This is a genomic window from Mesorhizobium sp. M0208 (assembly GCF_040322015.1).
GTDB lineage: Bacteria > Pseudomonadota > Alphaproteobacteria > Rhizobiales > Rhizobiaceae > Mesorhizobium.
The window spans coordinates 255,435-267,189 of record NZ_JAMYSP010000003.1 but is presented as its reverse complement, the minus strand read 5'-3'; the positions used below and the strand labels follow the sequence as shown (position 1 = coordinate 267,189).

General features: G+C 62.2%; 12 protein-coding genes and 1 pseudogene. 4 read left to right on the top strand and 9 right to left on the bottom strand.

The window, feature by feature from the left end; translation table 11 throughout:
* The first annotated feature begins 100 nt into the window (after positions 1–100).
* The 3 genes and pseudogenes from NKJ17_RS05145 to NKJ17_RS05135 all read left to right on the top strand — a co-directional run bounded on the left by NKJ17_RS05145 (position 101) and on the right by NKJ17_RS05135 (position 861).
* Entirely contained in the window at positions 101–271 is a 171-nt protein-coding gene (locus NKJ17_RS05145; protein ID WP_254816578.1) for a hypothetical protein, read from the top strand.
* Positions 272–326: 55 nt separating this feature from the next.
* Positions 327–533 (top strand): annotated as a pseudogene (locus NKJ17_RS05140) (hypothetical protein); the annotation flags it as partial.
* Positions 534–615: 82 nt separating this feature from the next.
* On the top strand, positions 616–861 hold the full coding sequence (locus tag NKJ17_RS05135) for a YMGG-like glycine zipper-containing protein (RefSeq protein WP_006328050.1): 246 nt from the start codon (positions 616–618) through the stop codon (positions 859–861).
* A gap of 97 nt (positions 862–958) precedes the next feature.
* On the opposite strand, the gene NKJ17_RS05130 is transcribed toward NKJ17_RS05135, so the two are convergent.
* The 4 genes from NKJ17_RS05130 to xylF all read right to left on the bottom strand — a co-directional run bounded on the left by NKJ17_RS05130 (position 959) and on the right by xylF (position 6,074).
* Positions 959–2,581, bottom strand: a complete 1,623-nt coding sequence (locus NKJ17_RS05130) for a CHASE domain-containing protein (protein ID WP_352687319.1) — start codon at positions 2,579–2,581, stop codon at positions 959–961.
* A gap of 129 nt (positions 2,582–2,710) precedes the next feature.
* A complete protein-coding gene (locus NKJ17_RS05125; protein WP_254816576.1) occupies positions 2,711–3,511 on the bottom strand; it encodes an ATP-binding cassette domain-containing protein in 801 nt (266 codons plus the stop codon).
* A gap of 15 nt (positions 3,512–3,526) precedes the next feature.
* Positions 3,527–4,891, bottom strand: a complete 1,365-nt coding sequence (locus NKJ17_RS05120; protein ID WP_352505025.1) for a sugar ABC transporter permease — start codon at positions 4,889–4,891, stop codon at positions 3,527–3,529.
* 142 nt (positions 4,892–5,033) lie between these two features.
* Entirely contained in the window at positions 5,034–6,074 is a 1,041-nt protein-coding gene (gene xylF, locus NKJ17_RS05115; protein ID WP_352505024.1) for a D-xylose ABC transporter substrate-binding protein, read from the bottom strand.
* A 284-nt stretch (positions 6,075–6,358) separates the two neighbouring features.
* Here xylF and NKJ17_RS05110 point away from each other — a divergent pair, with 284 nt between their 5' ends.
* Complete coding sequence (locus NKJ17_RS05110) at positions 6,359–7,603, top strand: ROK family protein (protein WP_352505023.1); 1,245 nt, start codon at positions 6,359–6,361, stop codon at positions 7,601–7,603.
* Between the two features lie 9 nt (positions 7,604–7,612).
* Here the strand turns inward: NKJ17_RS05110 and phoB are convergent, their stop codons facing one another.
* Genes phoB through pstC form a run of 5 tightly spaced genes read right to left on the bottom strand, consistent with a single transcriptional unit; the run spans position 7,613 to position 11,703 of the window.
* On the bottom strand, positions 7,613–8,302 hold the full coding sequence (gene phoB / locus NKJ17_RS05105) for a phosphate regulon transcriptional regulator PhoB (protein WP_031212149.1): 690 nt from the start codon (positions 8,300–8,302) through the stop codon (positions 7,613–7,615).
* 16 nt (positions 8,303–8,318) lie between these two features.
* On the bottom strand, positions 8,319–9,026 hold the full coding sequence (phoU, locus tag NKJ17_RS05100) for a phosphate signaling complex protein PhoU (RefSeq protein ID WP_023678534.1): 708 nt from the start codon (positions 9,024–9,026) through the stop codon (positions 8,319–8,321).
* Positions 9,027–9,058: 32 nt separating this feature from the next.
* The gene (gene pstB, locus NKJ17_RS05095; protein WP_352687316.1) at positions 9,059–9,862 is read right to left on the bottom strand and encodes a phosphate ABC transporter ATP-binding protein PstB; all 804 of its coding nucleotides are present in this window, start codon (positions 9,860–9,862) and stop codon (positions 9,059–9,061) included.
* Positions 9,859–10,710: a phosphate ABC transporter permease PstA gene (gene pstA / locus NKJ17_RS05090; RefSeq protein WP_023720929.1), complete on the bottom strand. Its 852-nt coding sequence runs from the start codon at positions 10,708–10,710 to the stop codon at positions 9,859–9,861. The genes pstB and pstA overlap by 4 nt, the downstream gene beginning before the upstream one ends.
* Before the next feature lie 3 nt (positions 10,711–10,713).
* Positions 10,714–11,703, bottom strand: coding sequence for a phosphate ABC transporter permease subunit PstC (gene pstC, locus NKJ17_RS05085; RefSeq protein ID WP_254816570.1), 990 nt, complete (start codon positions 11,701–11,703; stop codon positions 10,714–10,716).
* Positions 11,704–11,755: the final 52 nt, after the last annotated feature.

Below are 11,755 nucleotides of genomic sequence, written 5' to 3'. Positions count from 1 at the left end.
GCGCATCGCCAACTTTAACCGACTGTTCACCATAAAGTCCGATCCTGTCCGACGTGTCGATCCATCGATTGAGTTTGGCACAAAATGAAAGGAATGGGCCTTGACGGCTGCCGACTTGAACAGACTGGAACAGGCCGCTCGCGTCTCGATGGGCGGTTTTCAGGATCCTGAAGCGTCCGCAGCGCCCGCGCCTCGTGCTTCGCCCCTCCGCTTCGCCGCCGTCGCGCTTATGGTCGCGATCGTCCTGACCGCCGCGTCCCAGCTGATCTGATCGAGCTCGCCTCTGCTTGACCGCTTTGAAACCACTGCCCGAGTACTGGCCGTGCCCATTCGCGGTCACCGACCTGCAAGGCCAGGCCCAACATCTCGTCGCCAAATGCCTTGCCGTCGATCCGGCGCTCGAGGACGACTATGACAGGATGGTCTGGAACGTGCGTCCCGACGGCACGCTCGATGCGTCCTTGGAGATTTCCGGGTTCGTGGTAGCATCGAACGGCGCACGCCCCGAAAAAGACTATCTTAATCAACAATGAAATCGTGCGGGCAAAGGCCGTACTTTCATGCTAAATGGCGGCTGGAGCTTATTAAAGTGAGGACAAAAGTGAGGATGACTTCATGCGGAAGATGATTATTGCCATGGTTGCCGTGGTTGCGGTCAGCGGCTGCACCACCACGGAAGAGAACGTGGGTATCGGCACTGTGGGCGGCGCGCTCATTGGTGGCGCTGTCGGCGGCGGCAAGGGCGCTTTGATCGGCGCTGGCGCTGGTGCGATTGGCGGTCTGCTGGTTCGCCGTCTGCAAAATGGCTACTGCCAATACAGAGATCGTCACGGCCGGATTTACACAGCTCGCTGCAACTAGTTTCGAGCTCCAGGCGAATAGCAAACGCGGAGGCAGGCCACCTGTCTTCGCGTTTGCCCTTTGAAGCGCTGTTGCGACGCGGCCCGCGAGAGGCGTTTCAGGCCGGCAGCGGAACCCTGATTTCCACGTTCAAACCATCTTCGCGAAAATCGCGCCTGATTGTGCCCCGCAATTCGCGTGTGATGTTGAGATCGATCAGTCTGGTGCCAAAACCGCTCTTTGCCGGTGTCGCGAGCTTCTTCTGACCGGCCTCGCGCCAGTTGAGGGCCAATGTCCGGGCGCCGCTACGGCCTTCGAGCGACCAGTCGACCTTCAGCGCACCGACTGAATTGCCGGCTTCGCCATGCTTCAGCGCGTTAGTCGCCAGTTCGTGAAAGACGAGGCCGAGTGCCTGCGTCGTCTTTTCATCGAGAAGAACCTGCGGTCCCGACAGCAGCCCTTCAGGAAGCTCACTGCCGAACACCTGGCCTAGCTCGATGCGCAGCAGGTCGCCGAGATCGGCTTTCTGCCAGCGTGAGCGCGTCAGCATGTCCTGGGAAGCCGCCATCGCCTGCAGCCGGGCCGAGAAAGAAGCCGAGAATTCCTGGACGTCGGTAGTGTGCGATGCTGTCTGGCGCGCGATTGCCAGCACCCGCGTGATCGAGTTCTTGATGCGATGCTTCATCTCCTGCAGCATCAGGTCTTTTTCCAGCAGGCTCTTTTCGGTCGTTTCGTGAAGCAGCGAGATCGCCTCATAGGCCCGCTCCTGATAGCGGGCCACCAGCGCGATGGCGCCCGCAAGCAGCAGTCCGAACAATCCGAGCATCACCGGGATGGCGCGCGAGGAAGGTTGCGAGAAAGCACTTGTCGGCCTGAACAGGACGACCCACGGCCGGCCGGCGACGGTGATCTTGCGGGTGACCAGCAGCCTGTCGCCGAGGCTCGAAACAGGCGGCGTTTCCGATTGGAACAGCAGGTTGTCGCTGTCCACCGTGCCGTCATAGATCTCGGTGTTAACCGGCAGCAATGGTGCCCGACTGAGCGCAGCCTGGAACAGGTCACGGGCGCGGAAGGCCGCATAAAGGAGGCCGGCAGTCGAGGATCTCGTCGCGTTCACGGCGTCCGGCGCGGTTTCGACATTGAGCCGGACGAAGACGAGGAACCCGGTAAAGGTCTGCGCGGCACCCGTATCCTTGCCGAGCTGCACGAGCCCGCTGGCGTGCTGCTGGTCGTCGGCCATCGCCTTTTCGATCGCCTCGCGCCGCGCCGGCCCGGTGAACATGTCGTAGCCGATGCTGGATTTGTTGGACGGATCCAGCGGTTCGAACAGCACGATGGGCGTACGCCACGGTAAGTTCGTGTCGGGGTAGATCGGGTGGCTTGCGCCGTGATCGTGCAGGATGTCGCGCTCGACCGCCGCCTCGTTGCCAGTTTTCGCCAGGCGGAGGAAACCGATGCCGCGCAGACCGGCGAAATTATTGTCGATGTCGAGCGCGTTGAAGAAAGCCTTGAACTCGCCTTGCGAGATACCGCCATTGCGCGCGTCGAACAGCGCTCGCGTTGCGCGCAGCAGCGACAGGTCCAGGTCGATGCGGCTTTCGATCCGGTTAAGCGCGTCGTCCGCCGTCGCCTCGAATTTAATGCGGGCCGCCTCCTGGGTGGCAAAATAGGCAAAGCCCGCCATCGTCAGGCTGATCAGCGCGACGGCGATAAAAGCGACGGTCGGAAACAGCTTCTTCAATTGCAGATACGTCCCGTGGACGGTTCGGCATCTTTATGGGCAAGTCCCGACGCCAACACAATGCCCAGGCCAAAGCATGGTGACGACTGGCACATTTTGGCGGCTTGTGATTAGCCGGCTAATTCTCGTTCATGCGGCGATCTTCAGCGCGCCCGGCCCCGGAATGGCGCCGGGTGGGCACTTGCCGAGGATGATCATACCGAGCACTTCGTCCTGGGTGACGTCGGTTGTGCGCGCCGTGCCGACAACCCGACCGTTCTTCATGACGCAGACACGGTCGGCAAGCTCGAACACGTCGTGAATATCATGGCTGATCAGGAAGATGCCGATGCCGTCGGCCTTGAGCTGCTTGACCAGTTCGCCGACCTGCGCCGTCTCTTGCGGCCCAAGTGCCGCCGTCGGCTCGTCCATGATCAGGATGCGAGCATTGAACAGGATGGCGCGGGCGATCGCCACCGACTGCCGCTGGCCGCCCGACAGCTTTACCACCGGCTCCTTGAAGCGTTGGAAACGCGGATTGAGCCTGCCCATCACCTTACGCGCCTCGGCCTCCATGGCGACGTCGTCGAGCGTACCCCAGCCGGTCATCAGCTCGCGGCCGAGAAAAAGGTTGGCGGCCGCATCGACATTGTCGGCCAGCGCAAGCGTCTGATAGATCGTCTCGATGCCGTACTTCTTGGCGTCGCGGGGGTTGGAGATCGAAGCCTCCTCGCCGTTGACGAAAATCTGGCCCGCATCGCGCTTATAGGCGCCGGACAGGATTTTTATCAACGTCGATTTGCCGGCACCGTTGTGGCCGAGCAAAGCCATCACCTCGCCCGGGAAAAGATCGACCGAGGCATCGTCGACGGCGCGAATGCCGCCGAAGGCGATCGAGATGTTGCGCATGTCGATCAGCGGCGTGCCCGTGGGAGCGGTCTTGTCGGCCATGATCGTTCCTCCTCCCTAAACGCGTTTGCGATAGACGGTATCGAGCCAGACCGCGAGCACCAGCACGGCGCCGACGACGATGCTCTGCAGCGGTGAATCGATGCCGAGCAGCACCATGCCGGATTGCAGCGACTGCATCAAAAGTGCGCCGAGCATGGCGCCGAGCACCGTGCCGGAGCCGCCTGCAAGTGACGTGCCGCCGATGACCGCGGCGGCGATGACCAGCAGTTCGTCTAGCGTGCCCAGCGCATTGGTCGACGAGTTCTGCCTGGCTGACGAGATCGCCGCGGCGATCGTCGCCAGCACGCCCATGATCATGAACACCTTCATGGTCACCCAACGCGTGTTGATACCGGCAAGGTTGGCGGCTTCCGGATTGCCGCCGATGGCGAAGACATAGCGGCCGAAACGGGTACGCTTGGTGATGAAGGTCATGATCAGCCCGACGGCCACAGCCATCAGCACGGGTATGGCGATGCCATGGGCGATGAACAGCCCGCCTTCGGGAACTGTTATATTGTTGGCCGCCGCGTATCTGTTCACGATGCCGACCGGCCAAGGATAGGAATTGGCGAGCCATATGGCGCCCATGATGACAGCGCAGGTGAGGACACCGAGGAACGTCTCGGCCCAGATCGGGCGCAACGGAAAGCGGAACCGCTTGCGCTGCACCCGTCCGTTGAGCAGCATGAACACAACCGCCAGGCACGCGATAATTCCGACGATCCAGCTCCATCGCGCGCCGATCGAACCCGCCGGCCCACCGCCCATCAGCTGGAAAGTGGCATCAAGCGGCGCAATCGTCTGACCGCTGGCGACCCACCATGCGGCACCCCGCCAGACCAGAAGGCCGCCCAGCGTCACGATGAAGGCCGGCACCTCGAGGTAAGCGATGATGTATCCCTGGAACGCTCCGATCAGAAGGCCGAGCGCCAGGCCAATGGCCAGCGCCAGGATCCAGATCCAGGGGTTGCCGAGTTGTAGACCGATCATTCGCACCAGGAAATGCACCTGCGCAAAGCCCATGACCACGCCGATCAGGCCTTCGGCGGAACCGACCGACAGGTCGATATTGCGCATGACGATAACCAGCACCATTCCGGCGGCCATTATGGCCACGGCGGAAGTCTGCACCGAGAGGTTCCAGAGATTGCGTGGCGTCAGGAAGGTCCGGCTGTCGAAGTCGAACGGATTGACGCCGAGCCGTACGCTGGAAACGACATGCAGGCCGACCCAGATGACCAACAGCGCGCCGACCATGCCGAGCATGCGGGTGTCGATCTCGGTTGCCTTGAGAAACCGGGCAACGATGCCGAGCTCGGATTCCCGCGCCCGGTCTGCCGTGCTGTCGACCGGCGTGTTGGAAGTCGTGTCGGTCATCATGTTTCTCCCGCCGGGTTGCCGTCTGCCGCGGATGCCGGAAGCAGCCTAGAAGTTATCCGCCGGAAGCGGAAAAACAATTCTTTTTGAAAAAACGCCGCGGCGAGCGGCCGCGGCGTTCGGACTTCTCGGAAACGTCGGCTCAGTTGCAGACCGCAACAGTGCCAGCCGCCACGCCGGCGCAGACCTCTTCTTTCTTGATCCAGCCGGCGTCGATGACGACGTTGAGGTTATCCTTGGTGATGGCGACCGGAGTCAGGAACAGCGACTTGACCGTGTTGCCGCCGGGCGTGGTGAAATCCTTCACGCCGGCAATGTCGGTCATCTGCTTGCCGTCGGCAAGCTGCGAGGCGATCTCGGCGGCGTTCTTGCCGAGCTCGCGCGCGTCCTTCCACACCGACACGGTCTGTGTGCCAAGCGCGATGCGGTTCAGTGCGGCGTGGTCGCCGTCCTGGCCCGAGACCGGAACCGATCCGGCCAGCCCTTGCGCCGTCAGCGCGGCGACGACGCCACCGGCGGTGCCGTCATTGGCCGCGACCACGGCATCGACCTTGTTGTCGTTGGCGGTCAGGAACTGTTCCATGTTCTTCTGAGCGTTGGCCGGCAGCCAGCCGTCCGTATAGGCCTCGCCGACATTCTTGATCTTGCCGCTGTCGATGGCCTCCTTCAGCACCTCCATCGAACCGGCAAACAGGAAATCGGCATTCGGATCGGAACCCGAACCCTTGATGAAGACGTAGTTGCCTTCCGGCTTCACCTTGAAGACTTCGCGGGCCTGCATGCGGCCGACTTCCTTGTTGTCGAAGGTCAGATAGAACACGTCCTTGTTCTCGATCAGCCGGTCATAGCCGACGACCGGGATGCCTTCGTCCAGTGCCTTCTGCACGGCCGGCCCGATGGCCGAGGCATCCTGTGCCAGGATGATCAGCGCATTGGCACCCTGCGAGATCAGGCTCTCGACGTCGGTGAGCTGCTTGCCGGGGTTGGACTGTGCGTCGGCGGAAATATACTTGTCGCCGGCGGCCTCGATGGCCGCCTTCATTGCGGCCTCGTCGGTCTTCCAGCGCTCTTCCTGGAAGTTCGACCAGGAAACGCCGATGACCTTGTCTTTCGCCTGCGCCACCGACGCCAGCGCCAGCGTCATGGCGACACCCGCCAGAATGGCGGTCGTGAATTTCTTCATCATATCCTCCCTGCGCCGCGTACGGCGTGACCAATTGCTCAACGACCAGCTTAGAAGCTCTAATTTTTTCGAGCCTCGAAAAAATACTGGCCCGATCTCCGGCTGCTGTCAACATCGATTGTGATGGATTTTGATGACTGTGCGAGTTTTTTCGAGCGTCGGAATAAACGATGACAGCGCCACCTGCATCTGACACTATTTGCCGCATCCGACACTATTTGTCGGACATTACCGACGGCTTCCGGTTCATGAGCGGCCGCGGCAACCGGGAGGAAAGCAAAACGATGTCGGTCGGAATCCGCCACGACGATTTGCGCCGGCGCAACCGGGCGATGGTGATCTCGGCGGTGCGCCGGGCCGGCCAGCCGTCGCGTACGGAGATCGCAGCCACCACCGGCCTCAGTCATTCAACCATATCGGCGATCTCCTCCGACCTGATACGGGAAGGCATCCTCGCCGAGAGCAAGGCAAGTGAGGCCGTTTCGTTGAAACGCGGTCGTCCGCAGGTCGGCCTCGCCCTCAACCCGGAAGCGGCGGCGGTGCTGACCGTGGTGTTGTCACTGAATTTCCTGTCGGCCGCCATTATCGACTATGCGGGACAGGTGGTCGCCGAGGAACAGCGCCGGCTGGACACGCTGACCATGCCGCGCGACGAGCTGATCCGCGAATGCATGGCCATCGTCCGGCGCCGGCTCGAGGACCCAGACCTTGACGCCCGCAGTGTCGCCCGCATCGCCCTGGCGATTCAGGGCATTACCGACTCCCCTGCACGCGCCATGCTGTGGTCGCCGATCACGCCGCAGACCGACATCGCCTTTGCCGACATGCTGGAAGACGAATTCGGTATCCCGGCCACGGTGGAGAACGACTGCAATATGATGGCGGTGGCTTTGCGCTGGCGCGATCCGGATCGCTATCGCGACGACTTCATCGCCATCCTGCTTTCGCATGGCATCGGTATGGGGCTTGTGCTGAAGGGCGAACTGTTCACCGGGACGCATTCCTCGGGCGGCGAATTTGGCCACATGATCCATCGTCCGGGCGGAGCGCTCTGCCGTTGCGGGCGGCGCGGCTGCATCGAAGCCTATGCCGGCAACTATGCCATCTGGCGCAACGCCAGGCAGATGAGCGAAGACAGCGAACCTATCGCCGACGTCAGCGACGCCGACATGCGCGCGCTGGCCGCCCGCGCGCGCGAGAAGGATGGGCCGGAACGCGAGGCCTACCGCAAGGCCGGCGAAGCGCTGGGTTTCGGTCTCGGCTCGCTGTTCGCGCTGATCGATCCGGCACCGGTCGCGATGGTCGGCGCCAGTGCCGCCGCCTTCGATCTGATCGAGCCGGCCTTGCGCAAGGCCATCGCCCAGACCGCCGGCGGCCAGCACTCGGGCTCGATCTCCTTCGATACCGAGCCGAACGAATTGCCGCTGATCCGCGAAGGCTGCGCGATGCGGGCGTTAAGCTTCGTCGACCAGGAGATTTTCGCGCCGGGCGCGCAAATGAGGCCCGGCGTCAGAAAGAACGTCGCCTGACCAGGCGGGTCAATCTTCCCTGATCGCATAGCCGGCACCGCGGATGGTGCGGATGACATCCGGCATGCGGCCGTTATTGACGGCTTTACGCAGCCGCCCGACATGGACGTCGACGGTGCGTTCGTCGATGTAGATCGTCTCGCCCCAGACATTATCGAGCAACTGGCTACGCGAGAAGACGCGGCCCGGATGCCGCATCATGAACTCGAGCAACCGGAATTCGGTCGGCCCGAGCCTGATTTCGCTCTTCTTGCGATAGACCCTGTGCGATTCGCGATCGAGCACGATGTCGCCGACCTTCAGCACGCTGGACAGCACTTCCGGCTTGGCGCGCCGCAGCAGCGCCTTGACCCTGGCCATGAATTCCGGCGTCGAAAACGGTTTGACGAGATAGTCGTCGGCGCCGGTCGAAAGACCGCGCACCCGATCGCTCTCCTCGCCGCGCGCGGTCAGCATGATGATCGGCAGCCGCTCGGTTTCGGGGCGCACGCGCAACCGGCGGCAGAGCTCGATGCCGGAAACCGCCGGTATCATCCAGTCGAGCACCAGAAGGTCGGGCACATTCTCCTGCAAACGGATCTCGGCTTCGTCGCCGCGTGTCACCACCTCGACCTGGTAGCCTTCGGATTCGAGATTGTAGCGGAGCAGCACGCCCAACGGCTCCTCGTCCTCCACCACCATTATGCGTGGTGCGATCATCGGCTGGGCACCCCCATCATGTCACCGGCGCGGACATTGTCGTTTCGTCCTGCTTCGGACGATTGACCGGCAATTGTTCGCCGGTCAGCACATAATACGCATTTTCGGCGATGTTGGTGACATGGTCGCCGATCCGCTCGAGATTCTTGGCGCAGAACAGCAGATGCGTGCAAGCAGTGATGTTGCGCGGATCTTCCATCATGTAGGTTAACAGCTCGCGGAACACGGACGTGTATTTGACGTCGATACGCTCGTCGGCGGCGCGCAGCTTGGCCAAGGCGGCCGCATCGCCTGCAGCATACTCCTCGATGACGCCCTGCACCTGGATGAGCACTAGCTGCGCCATCGCATCGATGGAATGCGATAGGTCGCGCGGCGTGGCGCTGAGGCCGACCGCGCTCACACGCTTGGCGATATTCTTGGCAAGGTCGCCGATGCGTTCGAGGTCGCCGGCCATGCGGATCGCTCCGACGACATGGCGCAGATCGTGAGCCATTGGCTGGCGCTTGGCGATCAGGGTGATGGCGCGATCGTCCAGTTCGCGTTGACGCGCATCCATGATGGCGTCGTCGGAGACGACGCGTTGCGCCAGCACGTTATCGGAATTCAACAGGGCCTTGGTCGCCCCGCCGACCATCGAACCGGCGAGGTCGGCCATGTCGCGGATCAGCTTGCTGATCTGCTCGAGATCCTCGTCGAAAGAAGCGACTGTGTGTTCGCCCATGGTCCTGTCCTCATATGCATGATCGGAACGGCTCAGCCGAAGCGGCCAGTGATGTAGTCCTGCGTGCGCTTCTCGCGGGGCGACGTGAATATCTTCTCGGTCCGGTCGAACTCGACCAGTTCACCCAGATACATGAAGGCGGTCTGGCGCGACACGCGCGCCGCTTGCTGCATGTTGTGGGTGACGATGACGATCGTGTAGTCGGCTTGCAACTCGTCGATCAGTTCCTCGATCTTGGCCGTCGACAGCGGGTCGAGGGCCGAAGCCGGTTCGTCGAGCAGGATGACTTCCGGCTTCACTGCCACGGTGCGGGCAATGCAGAGCCGCTGCTGCTGGCCGCCGGACAGGCTCAAGCCGCTGGCGTTTAGCTTGTCCTTGACCTCGCTCCACAGCGCGGCCCGCTTCAACGCTTGCTCGACGCGGCCGTCCATCTCGGACTTGCCGAGATTCTCGTAGAGCCTGACGCCGAAGGCGATGTTCTCATAGATCGACATCGGGAACGGCGTCGGCTTCTGGAATACCATGCCGATCTTTGTCCTGAGGAGGTTGAGATCCTGCGACCGGTCGAGAATGTTCTTGCCGTCAAGCAGCACCTGGCCCTCGGCGGTCTGTTTCGGGTAGAGCTCGTAGATGCGGTTGAAGACGCGCAGCAGCGTCGATTTCCCGCAACCCGAAGGGCCGATGAAGGCCGTGACGCTGCGCTCGGGCAGCGACAGGCTGATGTCCTTAAGCGCCTTGCTCTGGCCGTAGTAGAAGTTGAGGTTCTTGACCTCGATCTTGGTCTTCTTGGCGACCGTTTCGGTCATCGTCATGTCTGGGGACAACATCTGTGTCATCTGTCCTCTCTGCGTCCGGTAAGGCTGCGGGCGAGGATGCTCAAGCCCAGAACCGTCAGGGTGATTATGAGTGCGCCGGTCCACGCCAGTTGCTGCCATTCCTCGTAAGGGCTGAGAGCGAACTGGAAGATGGTCACCGGCAGGCTGGCCATCGGCGCGTTGATATTGCTGCTCCAGAACTGGTTGTTGAGCGCGGTGAAAAGCAGCGGCGCCGTCTCGCCGGAAATGCGTGCTATCGCCAGCAATATGCCGGTGACGATGCCGGACAATGCGGCGCGGTAGGCGACCGAACGGATCACCACCCAGCGTGGCGCGCCGATCGCGGCACCGGCTTCACGCAACGCGTTCGGCACCAGGTTGAGCATGTCTTCAGTGGTGCGCACGACCACCGGAATGACCAGGATGGCAAGCGCCACGGCGCCGGCAATGGCCGAGAAATGTCCCATTGGCCGCACCATCAATTCATAGACGAACAAGCCGATGATGATCGACGGCGCCGACAACAGGATGTCGTTGATGAAGCGGACGACGGTGGTGATGCGCGAAAAGCGTCCATACTCGGCCATGTAGGTTCCCGCCAGCACGCCGATCGGCGTGCCGACGACAACGGCGATGATCGTCATCAGCAGGCTGCCCGCGATGGCATTGAGCAGGCCGCCGGCTTCGCCCGGTGGTGGCGTCATCTCGGTGAAGACCGCGAACGAAAGCCCGGCTGTGCCCTTATAGACCAACGCACCGAGAATGAGCGCCAGCCAGGCAAGTCCGATGCCGGCGGCGACGACGCAAAGCGCCATCATCACCGAATTCCTGGCTTTGCGGCGGCTGTGGAGCGATGAGGATGTCGACATCGGTCAGGCTCCCGTACGGGCGTCGATCCGCATCAGCATATAGCGGGCGGCGGCAAGGATCAGGAAGGTGATGACGAACAGGATCAGGCCGAGCGCGACCAGCGAGGAGGTGTAGAGGTCGCCGTCGGCCTCGGTAAATTCATTGGCGATGGTCGCCGAGATCGTCGTGCCCGGTGCGAACAGGGAGGCACTGATGCGATGCGCGTTGCCGATGACGAAAGTCACCGCCATGGTTTCGCCGAGTGCCCGGCCGAGGCCAAGCATGACGCCGCCCATGATGCCGATGCGGGTATAGGGAATGACCACGCGCCGGGTCACTTCCCAGGTCGTGCAACCGATGCCGTAGGCCGATTCCTTCAGCACCGCCGGCACCGTATCGAAGACATCCTTGGTGATCGAGGTGATGAAGGGCAACACCATTATGGCGAGGATCAGCGCCGAGGTCAGAAGGCCGATGCCGTAAGGAGGGCCGGCGAAAAGGCTGGATAGTCCCGGCACGCCGTGGAAGATGTTGATGATGAAGGGCTGTATCGTCGTCTGCAGGAATGGCGCGAACACGAACAGGCCCCAGATACCATAGATGATCGAGGGAATGCCGGCCAATAGCTCGACCGCTATGCCGATCGGGCGCCTGAGCGGGCGCGGGCAGAGCTCGGTGAGAAAGATCGCAATGCCGATGCCGATCGGAACCGCGATCAGGATGGCGATGGCCGCCGTCACCAGGGTGCCGTAGATCGGCGCCAGTGCGCCAAATTTTTCCGTGACCGGATTCCAGCTCTCAGTCGTCAGGAAAGAAAAGCCGAAGGACGACAGCGCCTGCCATGAGCCGGCAAACAGCGAGATCGCGACACCGCCGAGGATGACCAGCACAAGGATTGCGGAAGCGCGGGTGAGTCCGCGAAATATGGCATCTGTGAGCGCGAAGCGCCGCACCGTAGCGTCCCTGGCCCGGGCTGCTGCAGATGATGGCATGGCATCGGAAGCGATGGTCATTGGGTCCTCGCGATTAAAGGCAACAGGGAGGGCGCCGTCGACGCCCTCCCTG

Excerpts from the sequence above, each read along its gene's own strand:
- NKJ17_RS05135 (WP_006328050.1), top strand. The coding sequence starts at position 616 with ATGCGGAAGATGATTATTGCCATGGTTGCCGTGGTTGCGGTCAGCGGC.
- NKJ17_RS05125 (WP_254816576.1), bottom strand. The coding sequence starts at position 3,511 with ATGGCCGACAAGACCGCTCCCACGGGCACGCCGCTGATCGACATGCGC.
- NKJ17_RS05120 (WP_352505025.1), bottom strand. The coding sequence starts at position 4,891 with ATGACCGACACGACTTCCAACACGCCGGTCGACAGCACGGCAGACCGG.
- xylF (WP_352505024.1), bottom strand. The coding sequence starts at position 6,074 with ATGAAGAAATTCACGACCGCCATTCTGGCGGGTGTCGCCATGACGCTG.
- NKJ17_RS05110 (WP_352505023.1), top strand. The coding sequence starts at position 6,359 with ATGTCGGTCGGAATCCGCCACGACGATTTGCGCCGGCGCAACCGGGCG.
- phoB (WP_031212149.1), bottom strand. The coding sequence starts at position 8,302 with ATGATCGCACCACGCATAATGGTGGTGGAGGACGAGGAGCCGTTGGGC.
- phoU (WP_023678534.1), bottom strand. The coding sequence starts at position 9,026 with ATGGGCGAACACACAGTCGCTTCTTTCGACGAGGATCTCGAGCAGATC.
- pstB (WP_352687316.1), bottom strand. The coding sequence starts at position 9,862 with ATGACACAGATGTTGTCCCCAGACATGACGATGACCGAAACGGTCGCC.
- pstA (WP_023720929.1), bottom strand. The coding sequence starts at position 10,710 with ATGTCGACATCCTCATCGCTCCACAGCCGCCGCAAAGCCAGGAATTCG.
- pstC (WP_254816570.1), bottom strand. The coding sequence starts at position 11,703 with ATGACCATCGCTTCCGATGCCATGCCATCATCTGCAGCAGCCCGGGCC.